Consider the following 15,766-nt stretch of genomic DNA (forward strand, 5'->3'; position numbering starts at 1 on the left):
GCCTAAATTTCTTACTTAAATTAAGCTACTGGTGGCGCCGTTTCTATAAACGAAGCACGTTGTATTAATTTTTGATACAGACGATCTAGATTTGGATATTCGGTTTGCCATTGAATGCTTGGGAAGCGTAGCAATAAGTATCCCAGTGCGCAGCCGACTGCAATATCTGCTAGGGTCATCTGGTTGCTGTGGCACCAAGCATTTCCGCCTAGCTGTTCGGACATTTGACGCAGGCCTACATGTACCTTACCCATTTGACGCTCAATCCAGGCGGGGCTTTGTTGCTCTGTAGGGCGCCAAGTGGCTTCTAAGCGTGCCAAGATGCAGGCATCTAATACACCGTCAGCTAAGGCTTCCCATGTCTTGACTGAGGCGCGCTCGCGACTTCCGGCTGGGATGAGCTTGCCAACTGGACTCAAGGTATCCGCATACTCAACGATGACTCGGGAGTCATAAATGGCTTCGCCATCATCTAAAAGCAGGCAGGGTACCTTCCCAAGGGGGCTTGTGGCGCTAATTTTGGTGTCTGCGGCCCATACATTCTCTAGCTCAAGGGCGGCTTCCACCTTTTTTTCAGAGAAAACGATGCGTACTTTACGTACATAGGGGCTGGTTGGGGATCCGATTATTTTCATAGGCGTCAGTATAGCGATGCTTGAGGTGGTAGATTGAGTTCCGGAACGCATTAAAATCAGAGATTATTGACATCTTCAATGTAAAGGCAATATCTGTGAGTCAACCCCTTTCTACTCTTAATGCGCTTTCCCCTTTGGACGGGCGCTATGCCGGAAAACTCGATGCCCTGAGACCTTGGCTATCAGAAGCTGCTTTTATGCGTCAGCGGGTTTTTGTTGAAATTCATTGGTTATTGGCTTTGGCGTCTTCGGGTCTGCCAGATGTCCCAACAATTAGTGCGGCAGATGAGACTTTTCTTTTATCTCTGCCTGAAAAATTTTCAGATGCGGATGCGCAGCGTATTAAAGATATTGAAGCCGTTACCAACCACGACGTGAAAGCGGTTGAATATTTTTTGAAAGAGAAAGTATCTGGTCGTCCAGATTTACTCAAGGCGAGTGAATTCATTCACTTTGCCTGCACCTCAGAAGATATCAACAATACTTCGCATGGTTTGATGTTGCGCGGTGCACGTGATGAAGTGCTATTGCCCCAGTTGAAAAAGATTTTGTCGGTTTTGACAGACTTGGCAATTGAGAACGCTAAAGTACCTTTGCTCTCACGTACCCATGGACAACCAGCCTCTCCAAGTACCTTAGGTAAGGAGTTGGCTAATATTGCCAAACGATTGGAGCGTGCTATTGCAGCGGTTGCAGCGGCACCCCTTTTGGGAAAAATGAATGGCGCTGTTGGTAATTACAACGCTCATATTTCTGCTTATCCAGATTTTGATTGGGAAAATTTCTCTAAAAATGTAGTCGAAAAGCGCTTAGGCCTGACATTTAATCCCTACACCATCCAGATTGAGCCGCACGATGGTATGGCTGAGTTGTTCGATGCGATTGCTCGCGCTAACACGATCTTGTTAGATATGGATCGGGACTTCTGGGCTTATATTTCCATTGGCTACTTTAAACAACGCACTAAAGCGGGCGAGATTGGCTCTTCGACGATGCCCCATAAAGTCAATCCGATAGACTTCGAAAACTCTGAAGGTAACTTAGGCGTTGCTAACGCACTATTGCGACACTTAGCAGAGAAGTTGCCGATCTCCCGTTGGCAGCGGGACCTAACTGACTCCACTGTATTGCGTAATCTAGGCCCTGCATTTGGCCACAGCATATTGGCTTACGACAGTGCTTTGCGCGGTTTAGGTAAGCTTGAGGTAAATCATGCAGCGATCGCCGCGGATCTTGACGGATGCTGGGAAGTATTAGCTGAGCCAGTGCAAACCGTTATGCGTCGTTATGGCATTGAGAACCCTTACGAGCAATTAAAAGAGTTAACACGTGGCAAGGGAATTAATCAAGCCGACCTGCAAGCTTTTATTCAAGGGCTCAAGATTCCTGATGATGCTAAAGCACGCTTGCTTGCAATGACCCCATCTTCTTATTTGGGCAAGGCGGTCGAGTTGACCGAACGCCTAAAAAAGTGAGCTTGACTCCAAATTCAGAATACGGGGCACGTCCCCGCGTCTGGTTTGCTGTATACCAATTACTTTGGCACTTGTTGCTGCCCTTGGCATTTGTTCGCCTTGCTTGGCGCGCACGCCACTCCACTCAATATTTAAGTTATCTGCCTGAGCGCTTGGGCTTTGGTTATAGCAAACCAAGCTCCCAAAAAGCCATTTGGATACATGCGGTGTCAGTCGGCGAGACACGTGCTGCTCAGCCCTTGATTGAGGCCTATCTTGCGCGCGGTGAATCCATCTTGTTAACCCATATGACCTTAAACGGTCGTCGAACAGGCGCAGCGTTATTTGAAAAGGCAATTACTGCAGGAAAAATACAGCAGGTATATTTGCCCTATGACTTGTGTTGGTCAGTGGATCACTTCTTAAATGTCTTTAAGCCTAAGCTGGGTTTATTTATGGAGACTGAGGCATGGCCAACGGTGGTCTTTCGTTGTGCCGAGATTGGCTTGCCTTTGTTTTTAGTGAACGCACGCCTCTCTGAGAGAAGTGCGCGTCGTATCAATCGTTTTGGTAGGTCTGGCAGAGCTTTATTTCAGGCATTTGCAGGAATATTGGCACAAACTGAATTTGATGCGCAGCGTTATCGAGCTCTCGGCGTCAAAAATGTAGAAATTGTTGGGAACTTAAAGTTCGATGTCCCCCTTGATCAAGGCTTAGTCTCTCAGGGACAAGCTTGGAAGCAAAAAAATCATTCCGCCCAACGTCTTCTGGTCTGTGCCGCAAGTACGCGTGATGGTGAAGAGGCTATCGTACTTAAGGCTTGGAAAGATTTATTACTCAGTAATTCGTTTGCCGTCCCACCATTACTGTGTTTAGTGCCGCGACATCCAGAGCGTTTTTCTGAAGTAGCCGATCAAATACATGGGGTTGGATTGAAGTTCCGCTTGCGTAGTGAATGGGCTGGCACCCCAAAAGATACTGACAGTCTTGAGGTTATTTTGGGCGACTCTATGGGTGAGATGCCTTTGTATTACAGTGCTGCTGATCTCGTTGTGATGGGCGGCAGTCTCCTTCCATTTGGCGGTCAGAATCTGATTGAAGCTTGCGCGGCGGGCTGCCCTGTTTTATTGGGCGAGCACACTTATAATTTTCAGCAGGCCGCACTCGATGCTGTGGAGATGGGTGCAGCAAAACGGATTCAGGGGGATTTGCTCTTGGGCGAGTCGATTGCATTGATGGAGGCAATAAAGTCTATATTGCTTCACTCGGCGGAGTTATCCAGAATGGCATTGGCCGCAAAGACCTACTCGGAAGAGCATCAAGGCGCGACTAAGAAATTATTAGCCGCTCTTGATCATCGAAACTTCAGTCTTAACTGAAGTTGAATTTAGATCTGCGCCCCAAAGTTTGGGTCGTCATTGCGGGAATTGTCTTCAGGTTTTTTATCGCCCTTGATTAAATCTTCACGTTTGACACCTAACCACATTGCCAAGGCGGCGGCAACGAAGACGGAGGAGTAGATACCAAATAAAATGCCGATAGTCAGTGCAAGCGCAAAGTAAAACAGTGTTGGACCGCCAAATATCAGCATTGCCAAAACCATCATTTCAGTACTACCGTGAGTAATCATGGTACGGCTGATGGTGCTAGTAATCGCATTATCAATAATCTCGCGGGTATTCATCTTGCGATATTTTCGGAAGTTCTCACGAATGCGGTCAAAGATCACCACCGATTCGTTGACGGAGTAACCAAGTACTGCTAAGACAGCTGCCAATACTGAAAGTGAGAATTCCCATTGGAAGAATGCAAAGAAGCCCAAGATAATCACGACGTCATGCAAGTTGGCAATGATGCCAGCAAGTGCAAACTTCCACTCAAAACGAAAGGATAGATACAGCACAATGCCGATGATCACAAAGATCAGTGCTTTGAGTCCATCTAAAGCTAACTCTTGACCGACTTGAGGACCCACAAACTCAACACGCTGCAGCTTAGCTCCAGAGGCGCTTGGCTCCAGCGCTTGCATAACAGGAGTGCTTTGGTCCGCAGAAGAAATCAATTTTCCTTCGGCATCCTTTTGCAAAGGTAGTCGAATCATGACGTCACGCGAGCTACCAAAGTTTTGAATCTGGGTATCTGCGTAGCCGAGTTTCGCGACATTCTCCCTAATGGAGTCTAAGGGCGCAGTTTGCGGATAACTGACTTCCATCACCGTGCCGCCTGTAAATTCGATGGAAAGGTGCAGACCGTTATGCCACAGGAAGAAAACAGCAGCTAAAAAAGTAATAAACGAAATTGCATTCAGCACCAATGCATGGCGCATGAATGGAATGTCTTTTTTAATCCGGAAAAATTCCATGACTTATTTCTCCTGTGGGCGCCAAACTTGGCCAATAGCGAGTTTTGAAATCTTCTTATGTCGACCATACCAAAGGTTGACAAGGCCACGTGAGAAGAAGACGGCGGAGAACATTGAAGTCAGAATGCCAAGGCAGTGCACTACAGCGAAGCCTTTGATGGGGCCAGAGCCAAACGCAAGTAAAGCTAGACCTGCAATTAATGTCGTGACGTTAGAATCCAGAATCGTTGCCCATGCTTTATCAAAGCCGACGGATATGGCGGTATGTGGTGCGGCGCCGTTACGTAACTCTTCTCGGATACGTTCATTAATCAGCACGTTTGAGTCAATCGCCATACCCAGAGCCAAAGCCATCGCAGCAATGCCAGGAAGAGTCAAGGTTGCTTGCAGCATCGACAATACCGAAATTAGTAGCAGTAGGTTCACTGCCAAAGCGATCACCGAGAATGTGCCAAATAATAGGTAGTAAGCCATCATAAAAATGGCGATACAGGCAAAACCAATCAATAGGGATTTAAAACCTTTTTCAATATTTTCGGCACCCAAGCTTGGTCCGATGGTGCGCTCTTCAATAATTTCCATTGGCGCTGCCAGTGAGCCTGCGCGCAATAAGAGCGCTAAGTCATTGGCGCTTTCGGTAGTGGGTTGACCGGTAATTTGGAACTTAGAACCGAACTCGCTTTGAATAGTTGCAATCGTTAAGACTTCGCCTTTACCTTTTTCAAACAAGATCATACCCATTGGCTTGCCAATGTTTTCACGAGTCACTTCTTGCATGACCCGACCACCAGCGGCATCCAGTGAGATGTTCACTGCGGGGCGTTGGTTTTGATCAAAGCCGGCACTCGCATCTGTAATGCGATCACCGCTAAAAATAACTGATTTTTTGAATACACCTAAACGATTTTCACCAAAATGAAAAACGTCCATTCCAGGGGGAGGGGGCTCGCCAGCACTAATCGTTGACACCAGTGGATCAGCAAGTCGCGATTCTAGGGTTGCGGTACGGCCAATAATATCTTTGGCACGTGCCGTATCTTGAACGCCGGGTAATTGGACGACGATACGCTCAGCACCTTGCTGTTGAATTACCGGCTCTTTTACTGCCAATTCATTGACACGCTTATTCAGGGTGATGATATTTTGTTTAACGGCATTATCTTGGATGGCTTTTAAGGAGGCTGGTTTAAATTCCCCAAGCAACTTGGTGGAGCCACCGGTGGAGCGCACTTGCCAAATGAGTTCGGGCTGACTAACGTTCAGAAGGGTGCGAGCCTGTTCGGCCTCATCAGCACTGCCAAAATTAATGGCGAGGGAATCGCTACTGCGATCAATGCCTTGGTGGCGAATATTTTTGTCACGCAATTGACTGCGGATATCGCCAGCCAAAGCAGTCACTTTCTTTTGCACTGCACCTTTCATATCTACCTGCAATAAGAAGTAGACGCCGCCACGTAAATCTAAGCCAAGCGGCATTGGCAATGCGTTGATGGCATTGAGCCAGCTAGGTGTATTAGAGAGCAGATTTAAGGCGACAGTGTAATTGGGGTCAGCTTGATCTGAATTCAATTTTTGCTGTAAGAGATCACGTGCACGCAGTTGAATATCGGTGTTGTTAAAGCGAATCTTGATTGAGCCTGCATGACCAGTAGTTTCAAAGAAGAGCCCAGTGCTGTTAATGTTGTCATCACTGAGAATCTTTTCAACCCGAGCCTGAGTCGCCAAATCAACCTTAATGGTTGGCTTGGCGGACGAGACTTGAACTGCAGGCGCCTCCCCGAAGAAATTAGGCAGTGAATACAGTCCGCCGATCAATAAAGCAGCGGCAATGACTAAATATTTCCAGAGGGGGTAGCGATTCATATTGAGATACTTTTAGACGTATTAAGCAGACTTCAGGGTGCCTTTAGGCAATACAGTAGTGATAGCACCTTTTTGCATTTGCACTTCAGTACCAGTGGCAATTTCTACGCCAACAAAATCATCTTTCAATGAAGTGACTTTGCCAACGATGCCACCAACAGTTACAACCTCATCACCAACTGCCAAAGCTGCAAGCATGGCTTTAGTTTCTTTGGCGCGCTTCATTTGCGGGCGAATCATGATGAAATACAAAACCGCAAACATCAAAATCAGGGGGAGGAAGCTCATTAAGCCACCTGCATCTGCGCCTCCGGCTGGAGCCTGGGCAAAAGCGTTACTAATCCACATACAAAACCTCCGTTATTGACTCATTGAAAACAGCTTTAGTTTTAGACTTTGAATACAAAGCCCTAAACCCGCAATTCTAAACTGTGTGGGGCTTTGGGGATGATTTGCGGAGGTTTAGCCCATTCTAGGAGTGTTAATCTTGTCCAGGCTCGACGCCACGCTGGCGATCACGATGAAATTCCTCGCGATAGGCGCTAAAGCGATCTTTCTTCAAGGCCTCCCGAACCTCTGTCATTAACTGCAGGTAGTAGGAGAGGTTATGGATCGTATTGAGTTGAGATCCAAGGATTTCATTCGCCTTTTGGAGGTGATTTAAATAGGATCTCGTGAAGTTTTGACAGGTATAGCAGGTGCAAGTAGGGTCTAAAGGGCGATCATCGTCCTTGTACCCTGCGTTACGTAGCTTAAGGTCGCCAAAACGAGTAAAGAGCCAGCCATTGCGAGCGTTGCGGGTAGGCATGACGCAGTCAAACATATCAATGCCCATGCTAACGCCAAGGATAAGGTCTTCAGGGGTGCCAACTCCCATGAGATAGTGGGGCAGGTGTTCTGGTAATTTAGGCGCTGTAAAGCTGAGAATGCGCTCAAACTCAGGCTTGGGCTCGCCCACTGAGAGACCGCCAATAGCAATCCCATCAAAGCCCTGCTGGCTCACGGCTTCCAAGGAAAATTCACGCAGGTTTTCAAACATACCACCTTGCACGATTCCAAAGAGGCCGTTACCAGTCTCTAGTTCACGAAAACGCTTAAGCGAACGCTCTCCCCAGCGCAGAGAAAGCTCAAGAGATTGACGTGCCGCTTTTTCAGTGGTGGGCTGACCTTTCACCTCATAGGGTGTGCACTCATCGAATTGCATGGCGATATCACTATTCAGTACCGCTTGGATTTCCATGGAAACCTCTGGAGACATAAATAACTTATCGCCATTAATAGGGGATGCGAAAGTCACGCCCTCTTCAGAGATTTTTCTCAGGGCGCCTAAGCTAAATACCTGAAAGCCGCCCGAGTCGGTAAGAATTGGTTTGTCCCAAGCCATAAAGCGATGTAGGCCACCATGTTTTTTGATGACATCTAAGCCTGGCCTGAGCCAAAGGTGAAAGGTATTACCCAAAACAATTTGCGCTTTTGCTTCCTCAAGATCGCGCGGTGTCATTGCTTTGACTGTGCCGTAGGTACCCACCGGCATAAAGATGGGCGTCTGCACACTGCCGTGCGGTAGATCGAGCTGGCCTAATCGTGCCGGGCTAGCGGAATCGCGCGCCAAAATATTGAAGTGAATAGGCTTGGTCATGAGTGTGTATTTTCGAGTCGGCTTAAGAACATCGCATCACCATAACTGAAGAAGCGATATTTTTGAGAAATAGCATGTTGGTATGCGGATCTAATATTATCCATTCCCGCAAAAGCACTCACCAACATTAGTAAGGTGGATTTTGGTAGGTGAAAGTTGGTGAGTAGGCAATCTACCGTTTTGAACTGAAAGCCAGGGGTAATAAACAGGTTGGTTTCACCACTGGTCTTCTGTGTCAGAGCTTGACTCTCTAGAGCTCGCAGGCTGGTCGTGCCTATGGCAATCACTCTACCGCCTTTGCTCTGTGTTTCCTCAATTGCTAGTAGGGTTTCTGTGGGAATAGAGAACCATTCGTGATGCATTTTGTGTTTGCTTAAATCTTCTTCGCGCACCGGAGTGAAGGTGCCGGCGCCAACGTGTAGGGTGACCGTGGCTTGCTTTGCTCCCAATTGCTGAAGTTCTTGGAGAATGGTTTCATCAAAATGTAGTCCTGCGGTTGGTGCTGCTACAGCACCAGGATTTTTTGCGAGAACTGTTTGGTAACGTTGCGCATCCTCCCCATCGGGTTGATGTTCGATATAAGGTGGAAGCGGTAGTTCACCAAAGCGCTCTAGCAAGGCAAAGACATTTTCAGGAAAGCGCACCTCATAGAAGCGGCCATCGTAGCCAATCATCTCGACTTGAAAGGTTTCACCAATTTGATTGTGAATCTGAATAATGGAGCCAGTTTTGGGAACCTTTGAGGCCCTGATTTGGACCCAAGCTTGTTGATCGCCGCTAATGCGCTCAATTAAGAGCTCCACATTGCCCCCCGTTTCTTTTTTGCCATGAAGGCGGGCAGGGATAACTTTGGTGTCATTGAAGACGAGCAAATCCCCAGGCTTAATAAGGTCAAGAATTTCCTTAAATTGCCGATTGATGAGCTGGGCGGCTTCTAGCCCCGCAGATCGCACCTCAAGGAGGCGGCTGTCGGTTCTATTCGCCAAGGGATGCTGGGCGATTAGATCGGGCGGGAGGTCGTAATTAAAGTCGGAGAGTTGCATAGCATTACCATCAGGTATTGGATTTTAACGATGACGACTAAGCGACCACCAACAGTACTGCAAAAGATGGGTCTAGACAGCCCCATGGCCCTTGCTTTGCATCTTCCCTCTCGTTATGAGGATGAGACTGAGCTTTTCAGCATTGAAGATGCCCTAAGTCGTGGTCGCTTTTCCCCTGTACAGACCCAAGGGATTGTAATCCGCAATCAAGTCCTGTTTAGACCTAGAAGGCAGCTATTAGTTACTATTGAAGACGATACGGATGTATTGCAACTCCGCTTTCTGAATTTCTACCCCAGTCAGCAAAAGCAAATGGCAGTGGGCGCTCATATACGCGTGCGGGGCGATGTTCGCGAAGGCTTTCAGGGTTCGGAGATGGTGCACCCAACGGTGCGCGCCGTTACCCCGGATACTCCATTACCTCGCAGCTTGACCCCAGTCTATCCGGCAAGCGCTGGAATTTCACAAACTATTATTCGTAAGGCGGTAGTTCAGGCACTGCGCGAACCAAGCCTTAAGGAAAGCTTGGCAGAGTTCTTGCCTGCGCAGTTACTGACCGAATTTTTGCCAAATAATGATTGGCCGCATTTACAAGCTGCATTGACTTATCTTCATCAGCCACCTGCCGATGCCGATACGCAGGCTTTGATGGAGCGCACTCATCCTGCGTGGCGTCGTGTGCAGTTTGAAGAATTACTTGCGCAACAAATTTCACTGAAGCGAGCGCATTCGATTCGCAGACAAAGGCGAGCTCCAGATTTTGTGAAGTCTCAAGCTCAAGCAAACACCAGCATTGAAGAAGGTTTATTGAAAGCTTTGCCCTTTAAGCTAACGGGTGCGCAAGAACGAGTTTGGACTGAAATTTCAGAAGATCTGTCCAACCAATTTCCAATGAATCGCCTGCTACAAGGTGATGTTGGTAGCGGTAAAACAGTAGTGGCTGCCCTAGCAGCTGCCCGCGTGATGGATCATGGTTATCAAGCTGCAATCATGGCGCCCACAGAAATTCTGGCTGAGCAACACTATCTCAAAATGAAAGAGTGGTTTGAGCCCTTAGGTATTAAGGTGGCTTGGTTATCAGGCAGTTTGAAAGCAAAAGAAAAAAGACTGGCGCAAGAGATGATTGAGAATGGTACAGCCCAGATCATCATTGGAACGCATGCACTTATTCAGGAAACAGTCAGCTTTGCCAAACTAGGATTAGCAGTGATTGACGAGCAACACCGTTTTGGTGTGAGGCAGCGTTTAGAAATTCAGCAACGCGTTGGCTCTGAATTGTTTTACTGTCATCAGCTCATGATGTCAGCTACCCCTATTCCACGTACGCTAGCAATGACTTACTACGCAGACTTAGATGTATCGGTGATCGATGAACTACCTCCGGGACGCAAGCCTATTGTGACTAAGGTCGTTAAAGCTGCAAGGCGCGATGAAGTGATTAGTGGCTTGCACGCATGGTTAAGTAAGGGCTTGCAGGCCTATTGGGTTTGCCCTTTGATTGAAGAGTCAGAGGCGTTGCAATTACAAACAGCTGTAGAAAGTTTTGAGCAACTTACCCTCGCTCTCCCTGGCTTTAAGGTTGGCCTAGTTCATGGCCGTTTAAAGGCCAATGAGAAGGCCGCTGTCATGGCTGCCTTTAAGGCGAATGAGATTCAACTCTTGGTTGCGACTACCGTGATTGAGGTTGGGGTTGATGTGCCTAATGCTGCGCTGATGGTGATCGAACATGCAGAGCGGTTTGGTTATGCGCAGATTCATCAGTTGCGAGGTCGGGTGGGGCGTGGCTCTGCTGATTCGGTTTGTATTTTGATGTACGCCGAGCCACTTTCTATGGCTGCAAAAGAGCGTTTGCAAACCTTACGCGAAACTTCTGATGGCTTTGTCATTGCTGAGCGCGATTTATCGCTAAGAGGTCCGGGTGAGCTACTGGGGGCAAAACAGTCGGGTGATGCCATGTTACGGTTTGTAGATTTACAGCGGGATGCTTGGTTGATTGAGTTGGCTCAGCAGGTAGCCGAATGCTTGTTGGCCGATCATGCCGATTTGGTGGAGCGCCACCTAGAGCGCTGGTTGGGGTCTCGCGCAGAATTTCTAAAGGCCTGATAATTAGACTATGACACTTACAGAACTGCGTTACATTGTTGCCGTTGCTCGCGAGCGCCACTTTGGGCGCGCTGCTGAGGCTTGTCATGTCTCTCAGCCTACTTTATCGGTGGCAATTAAGAAACTAGAAGAAGAGCTTGGCACACAGATTTTTGAGAGGACAAGCTCTGAAGTGGCAATGACTGGTTTAGGTGCGCTGATTGTTGAGCAGGCACAGCGGGTGCTAGAAGAGGCTAATGCTCTAAAGCATTTGGCGAAGCACGGCCAGGATCCTTTGTCGGGCCCAATTCGGTTGGGGGCGATTTACACCATAGCTCCATATTTATTGCCTAGTTTGGTAAGAGTTTCTAGAAAAGATATTCCAAACGCGCCATTATTTTTAGAAGAAAACTTCACCGTTCGCTTGTTGGAGATGTTGCGCCAAGGCGTATTAGATTGCGCTATTTTGGCAGACCCCTTCCCAAGTGCTGGGTTGGATGTGGTCGATCTGTATGAGGAACCTTTTTTGGTTGCGGTACCTCAAGGGCATCCATGGGAGCTTCGTAAGTCTATTGCGCACCAGGAGTTAAGAGAGCAAAACACTTTATTGCTGGGCGCAGGACATTGCTTTCGGGATCATGTTTTGGGTGTCTGCCCTGAGTTAAATCGTTTTGGTTCTGGATCCACTATCGGCGAGCAACGCAGTTTTGAAGGATCCTCTTTGGAAACGATTCGTCAAATGGTAGCAGGCGGTATTGGTATTTCGGTCCTGCCTCGAACCTCTGTACTCGATCCGGCAACCCATGAAGGTTTGATTCGTTATATTCCGCTAGATGAGCCTGTACCAACACGTAAGGTTTGCTTGGTCTGGCGCAAAAGCTATCCTCGCGCTGAAGTGATGCGAGAGCTGGCTAAGATTATTCGTAAATGTGACTTACCGGGAGTAAGCTTTATTTGATGCGGCATCCCTTTATTACCCGTCTAGTTTCATATGCTTATCTGATTCGTCTTGACAAGCCGATTGGTACTCTGCTTCTACTGTGGCCCACTTGGTGGGGTTTGTGGCTTGCAAGTAGTGGGTTTCCTGACTGGAGCATTTTGTTCATTTTTACTATTGGTACTATCTTGATGCGAAGTGCTGGATGCGCCGTTAATGATTACGCTGATCAAGATTTCGATCGCCATGTAAAGAGAACGCAAGGACGTCCAGTAACCAGTGGCAAGATCTCAGGTAAAGAGGCGCTTATTGTGGCTACTGTGCTGGCGCTGATTGCCTTTTTACTCATTCAGCCACTTAATACTTTCACTAAAATACTTTCGGTCTTTGCTTTGTTAATTGCAATTATTTACCCATTTACCAAAAGATTTTTCGCGATTCCTCAGGCCATTCTTGGGATTGCATTCGGTTTTGGAATTCCGATGGCTTATGCAGCTGTCTTGGATTTCATTCCCTTAGAGGCATGGATTCTTTTTGTGGGTAATATTTTTTGGGCTATTGCTTATGATACTGCCTATGCAATGGTCGATCGAGATGATGATATTCGCCTAGGTCTTCGCACATCAGCAATTACCTTTGGTCGGCTTGATGTTCTGGCGATTGGGGTTTGCTATGGAATCTTATTACTAAGTCAAATTTGGGTGGCACAAATTGCTCACTTGAGTAGTTATTTTTGGTGCGGCTGGTTAGGCGCTTTGGGGTGTGCCATCTATCATCTGAAATTAGTTTCAACTCGCAGTAGGACTGAGTGCTTTAAGGCATTTCGCCATAACAACTGGCTGGGCGGATTTCTCTTTTTGGGAATCGCTTTAGGTCTAGCGATCAATTAGTTTTTACCTAATTCATCGCCCATCGCTTTGCCGCGCTGACTTGCAGTGTCAATCGCTTTTTCCAAAATGTCATGCCAACCATGTTGTTTCATCACATCCAGTGCAGCAGCAGTAGTGCCGCCTTTTGAGGTGACTCTCTCGCGTAATACGCCAGCATGCTCATCTGAGTTATGGGCCAACTGTGTCGAGCCTTCGAGTGTTGCATAAGCAAGCTGACGTGCAGTAGTTGCATCTAAGCCCAACTTTTCACCGGCAGACTGCATGGCTTCCAAAAACGCAAAGACATAAGCGGGCCCACTTCCTGAAACTGCTGTTACAGCATCCATTAAATTTTCTTCTGCAACCCAAACAGCCTGACCAACAGCATGGCAGATAGTTTCAGCAAGTCTGCGGTCAGATTGATTGACAGCAAGGTCTGCAAAGAGGCCGGTAATCCCTTTGCCTATGAGGGCGGGGGTGTTTGGCATCGCACGCACGCAACGAGCATGATTAAGCCAGCGACTCATATCCTTTAGACGAATCCCTGCGGCAATACTCAGAACGAGCGGTCCTGGTGCAGTGGCATGCTTTAGTTTGGCGCTAAGCTCCTTGGCAACCACACTGAAATCTTGAGGTTTGATTGCCATGACTACAACATTGTTCTTTGTGAAATCAAAAGCAATTTGATCTAATGTACTAATGACTTGAATGTCAAAATCATGATGCAATCTAGTGGCAGTTTCGGTGTTGGCTTCAACCGCTGAGAGTTGAGTGGCATTAAATCCATTTGCCAAAAGACCGCTAATTAAAGCGCGACCCATATTGCCGCCACCAATAAAGGTGATGTGTGCGTTTGTATTAGTTTGTTGATTGCTCATATGCTTATCTTATCGCGCTTCCCAAATATAGCTGTTCCCACACGAACCATAGTACTACCCTCGGCTATTGCAGCCTCCATGTCATCGGACATACCCATAGATAAAGTGTCAAAGAATTCATAGCCAATGTCATTCAGATGTTTTGCTTTTATCTGGCTAAAACACTCTCTTACGCTGGCAAAGGCCTGATGTTGGGTGGCCTTATTTTCCGTGGGTGCCGGAATGGCCATTAACCCCCTTAGGGTGAGATGAGGCAGTCTTGCAATCACATTACACAAATCCTCGGCCTCACTCAGGGGGACGCCACTCTTGCTATCTTCATCACTGACGTTCACTTGGACGCACACCTGTAAATCTCCCAGCTCTGAACAATCCCCGCGCTGTGTAGAAAGTCGTTCCGCAATTTTGAGGCGATCAATACTGTGAACCCAGTCAAAATTTTCTGCTGCTTCTTTGGTCTTATTGCTTTGAAGTGGTCCAATAAAATGCCACACGAGCCATGGGCGCAGTTTGGCAAGTAGGGTGATTTTTTCAACGGCCTCTTGTATATAGTTCTCGCCAAAAGCACTTTGACCTGCATGCATTGCCTCTTCAATATCACTTGCAGGAAAGGTTTTACTTACCGCTAATAATTCAATCTCTTCAGGCTCGCGGTTGCTTGCTTGCGCCGCCAATTCAAGACGTTGCTTTACCCGCATTAAATTATTGGTGATTCTACTCATTCTGCGATTAAATGTTTTTGAGTAATGAGTTGATCCACAATTTCGATCCAATGTAAAACAGGCATGTCATCTTGTTGTAAGTGTGTAATGCAACCAATATTTCCGGAGACTATGATTTCAGCGCCCGACTCTTCGCAAGCGGCCTGTAGATGCGTTAATTTATTTTTGCGCAGCTGTTCAGATAATTTAGGCTGTGTGACGGAGTACGTTCCAGCAGAGCCGCAGCAAAGATGACTATCTGCACAGAGTTTGACACCAACCCCAATGCTACCAAGCAAGCTCTCAACTGCCCCACGGATTTGTTGACCATGTTGCAGAGTGCAGGGTGGGTGATACACCACGCCTGACTTGGGGTCTGTGCCAATGAGGTTTATTAGTTCATTTTGGAGCGTAGGAAGTATTTCTGAGATATCTTTGGTTAACTCAGAAATGGTCTTAGCCTTAGCTGCGTAATTTGGATCCTGGGCTAAAAGGTGGCCATAATCCTTTACCATTACGCCGCAACCGGATGCGGTCATGACCACCGCTTTTACGCCTTGTTCAACTAGCGGCCACCAAGCATCAATATTTTGCTTGGCATTCTCAAGGCCGCCTTCTTGGTCGTTTAAGTGATAGCGTAAAGCCCCGCAACAAGTGGCAGTGCTTGCGCTAACGAGTTGAATCTTTAAGGCGTCAAGAACGCGCGCAGTTGCAGAATTGATATTCGGCAACATGCCAGGCTGAACACAACCTTCCAACAAGAGCATCTTCCGAGCGTGACTAGCTTGGGGTCGCGCATAAGGGTCAATATTTTTTGCTAAGGCCTTACTTTTTTCAGATGGAATTTTGCGCTTGATTCCTGTGGGCATGATTGGACGTACAAGGCGTCCTAGCACCATTGCTGAATTAAACAAGACCGGTCTCGTTAAACCTTCTTTAAGGGCCCAGCGAGTCATGCGCTCAGTCAGTGGGCGAGGTGGGGTACTCTCTTCAGTCCATTTTCGACCAATATCCACGAGCTTGCCATATTGCACACCACTGGGACAGGTACTCTCGCAATTGCGACACGTTAGACAACGATCTAAGTGGGCGCGAGTTTTTTCTGTGGGTATTTGGCCTTCAGCAATTTGCTTAATCAGATAAATGCGTCCACGAGGGCCATCTAATTCATCGCCGAGGAGTTGGTAGGTTGGGCAAGTTGCTGTGCAGAAACCGCAGTGAACACATTTTTCTAAAATGCGAGCAGCTTCTTTGCCTTCAGGCGTGTGGGCAAATTGAGGGGCAAGTTGAGTTTGCATATAGA

The 15,766-nt window shown here is 47.4% G+C and carries 14 protein-coding genes; 5 read left to right on the plus strand and 9 right to left on the minus strand.

The window, feature by feature from the left end; genetic code table 11:
- Positions 1-20: 20 nt before the first annotated feature.
- Positions 21-635 carry a glutathione S-transferase N-terminal domain-containing protein gene (locus tag ICN46_RS01500; RefSeq protein ID WP_216203772.1) on the minus strand — a complete coding sequence of 205 codons (615 nt, stop codon included), beginning with the start codon at positions 633-635 and terminating at the stop codon, positions 21-23.
- A 95-nt stretch (positions 636-730) separates the two neighbouring features.
- Between ICN46_RS01500 and purB the strand changes: the two genes are divergently transcribed.
- Positions 731-2,110 carry an adenylosuccinate lyase gene (gene purB, locus ICN46_RS01505; protein WP_370625464.1) on the plus strand — a complete coding sequence of 460 codons (1,380 nt, stop codon included), beginning with the start codon at positions 731-733 and terminating at the stop codon, positions 2,108-2,110.
- Positions 2,107-3,468 carry a 3-deoxy-D-manno-octulosonic acid transferase gene (locus tag ICN46_RS01510; RefSeq protein WP_216203774.1) on the plus strand — a complete coding sequence of 454 codons (1,362 nt, stop codon included), beginning with the start codon at positions 2,107-2,109 and terminating at the stop codon, positions 3,466-3,468. The genes purB and ICN46_RS01510 overlap by 4 nt, the downstream gene beginning before the upstream one ends.
- A gap of 8 nt (positions 3,469-3,476) precedes the next feature.
- On the opposite strand, the gene secF is transcribed toward ICN46_RS01510, so the two are convergent.
- The 5 genes from secF to queA all read right to left on the minus strand — a co-directional run bounded on the left by secF (position 3,477) and on the right by queA (position 8,996).
- Positions 3,477-4,451, minus strand: a complete 975-nt coding sequence (gene secF, locus ICN46_RS01515; protein WP_216203776.1) for a protein translocase subunit SecF — start codon at positions 4,449-4,451, stop codon at positions 3,477-3,479.
- A 3-nt stretch (positions 4,452-4,454) separates the two neighbouring features.
- Positions 4,455-6,314: a protein translocase subunit SecD gene (gene secD / locus ICN46_RS01520; RefSeq protein ID WP_216203778.1), complete on the minus strand. Its 1,860-nt coding sequence runs from the start codon at positions 6,312-6,314 to the stop codon at positions 4,455-4,457.
- Between the two features lie 21 nt (positions 6,315-6,335).
- Complete coding sequence (gene yajC, locus ICN46_RS01525; RefSeq protein WP_216203780.1) at positions 6,336-6,662, minus strand: preprotein translocase subunit YajC; 327 nt, start codon at positions 6,660-6,662, stop codon at positions 6,336-6,338.
- A gap of 133 nt (positions 6,663-6,795) precedes the next feature.
- Positions 6,796-7,953: a tRNA guanosine(34) transglycosylase Tgt gene (gene tgt / locus ICN46_RS01530; protein WP_216203781.1), complete on the minus strand. Its 1,158-nt coding sequence runs from the start codon at positions 7,951-7,953 to the stop codon at positions 6,796-6,798.
- Positions 7,950-8,996, minus strand: coding sequence for a tRNA preQ1(34) S-adenosylmethionine ribosyltransferase-isomerase QueA (gene queA, locus ICN46_RS01535; RefSeq protein WP_216203782.1), 1,047 nt, complete (start codon positions 8,994-8,996; stop codon positions 7,950-7,952). Before queA ends, tgt begins: the two co-directional genes overlap by 4 nt.
- Before the next feature lie 30 nt (positions 8,997-9,026).
- On the opposite strand from queA, the gene recG reads away from it, so the two are divergent.
- Genes recG through ubiA form a run of 3 tightly spaced genes read left to right on the plus strand, consistent with a single transcriptional unit; the run spans position 9,027 to position 12,905 of the window.
- Positions 9,027-11,099 carry an ATP-dependent DNA helicase RecG gene (gene recG, locus ICN46_RS01540; RefSeq protein WP_216203783.1) on the plus strand — a complete coding sequence of 691 codons (2,073 nt, stop codon included), beginning with the start codon at positions 9,027-9,029 and terminating at the stop codon, positions 11,097-11,099.
- Positions 11,100-11,109: 10 nt separating this feature from the next.
- Positions 11,110-12,036 carry a LysR substrate-binding domain-containing protein gene (locus ICN46_RS01545; protein ID WP_216203785.1) on the plus strand — a complete coding sequence of 309 codons (927 nt, stop codon included), beginning with the start codon at positions 11,110-11,112 and terminating at the stop codon, positions 12,034-12,036.
- A complete protein-coding gene (ubiA, locus tag ICN46_RS01550; RefSeq protein WP_216203787.1) occupies positions 12,036-12,905 on the plus strand; it encodes a 4-hydroxybenzoate octaprenyltransferase in 870 nt (289 codons plus the stop codon). Before ICN46_RS01545 ends, ubiA begins: the two co-directional genes overlap by 1 nt.
- On the opposite strand, the gene proC is transcribed toward ubiA, so the two are convergent.
- From proC to glcF, 3 genes are read right to left on the minus strand one after another with little or no spacing between them, the layout of a single operon-like run.
- Positions 12,902-13,762, minus strand: a complete 861-nt coding sequence (gene proC, locus ICN46_RS01555; RefSeq protein ID WP_216203789.1) for a pyrroline-5-carboxylate reductase — start codon at positions 13,760-13,762, stop codon at positions 12,902-12,904. The two genes, ubiA and proC, sit on opposite strands and share 4 nt — an antisense overlap.
- Positions 13,759-14,484, minus strand: a complete 726-nt coding sequence (locus ICN46_RS01560) for a YggS family pyridoxal phosphate-dependent enzyme (protein WP_216203791.1) — start codon at positions 14,482-14,484, stop codon at positions 13,759-13,761. The genes proC and ICN46_RS01560 overlap by 4 nt, the downstream gene beginning before the upstream one ends.
- On the minus strand, positions 14,481-15,761 hold the full coding sequence (glcF, locus tag ICN46_RS01565; RefSeq protein ID WP_216203792.1) for a glycolate oxidase subunit GlcF: 1,281 nt from the start codon (positions 15,759-15,761) through the stop codon (positions 14,481-14,483). Before glcF ends, ICN46_RS01560 begins: the two co-directional genes overlap by 4 nt.
- Between the last annotated feature and the right edge of the window lie 5 nt (positions 15,762-15,766).

Origin of the sequence: Polynucleobacter sp. Latsch14-2, from assembly GCF_018881925.1 — a bacterium.
In the GTDB taxonomy this organism is placed as follows: Bacteria; Pseudomonadota; Gammaproteobacteria; order Burkholderiales; family Burkholderiaceae; genus Polynucleobacter.

Coding starts and splice junctions, on each gene's coding strand:
- ICN46_RS01500 (WP_216203772.1), bottom strand. CDS start 635: ATGAAAATAATCGGATCCCCAACCAGCCCCTATGTACGTAAAGTACGC.
- secF (WP_216203776.1), bottom strand. CDS start 4,451: ATGGAATTTTTCCGGATTAAAAAAGACATTCCATTCATGCGCCATGCA.
- secD (WP_216203778.1), bottom strand. CDS start 6,314: ATGAATCGCTACCCCCTCTGGAAATATTTAGTCATTGCCGCTGCTTTA.
- yajC (WP_216203780.1), bottom strand. CDS start 6,662: ATGTGGATTAGTAACGCTTTTGCCCAGGCTCCAGCCGGAGGCGCAGAT.
- tgt (WP_216203781.1), bottom strand. CDS start 7,953: ATGACCAAGCCTATTCACTTCAATATTTTGGCGCGCGATTCCGCTAGC.
- queA (WP_216203782.1), bottom strand. CDS start 8,996: ATGCAACTCTCCGACTTTAATTACGACCTCCCGCCCGATCTAATCGCC.
- recG (WP_216203783.1), top strand. CDS start 9,027: ATGACGACTAAGCGACCACCAACAGTACTGCAAAAGATGGGTCTAGAC.
- ICN46_RS01545 (WP_216203785.1), top strand. CDS start 11,110: ATGACACTTACAGAACTGCGTTACATTGTTGCCGTTGCTCGCGAGCGC.
- ubiA (WP_216203787.1), top strand. CDS start 12,036: ATGCGGCATCCCTTTATTACCCGTCTAGTTTCATATGCTTATCTGATT.
- proC (WP_216203789.1), bottom strand. CDS start 13,762: ATGAGCAATCAACAAACTAATACAAACGCACACATCACCTTTATTGGT.
- ICN46_RS01560 (WP_216203791.1), bottom strand. CDS start 14,484: ATGAGTAGAATCACCAATAATTTAATGCGGGTAAAGCAACGTCTTGAA.
- glcF (WP_216203792.1), bottom strand. CDS start 15,761: ATGCAAACTCAACTTGCCCCTCAATTTGCCCACACGCCTGAAGGCAAA.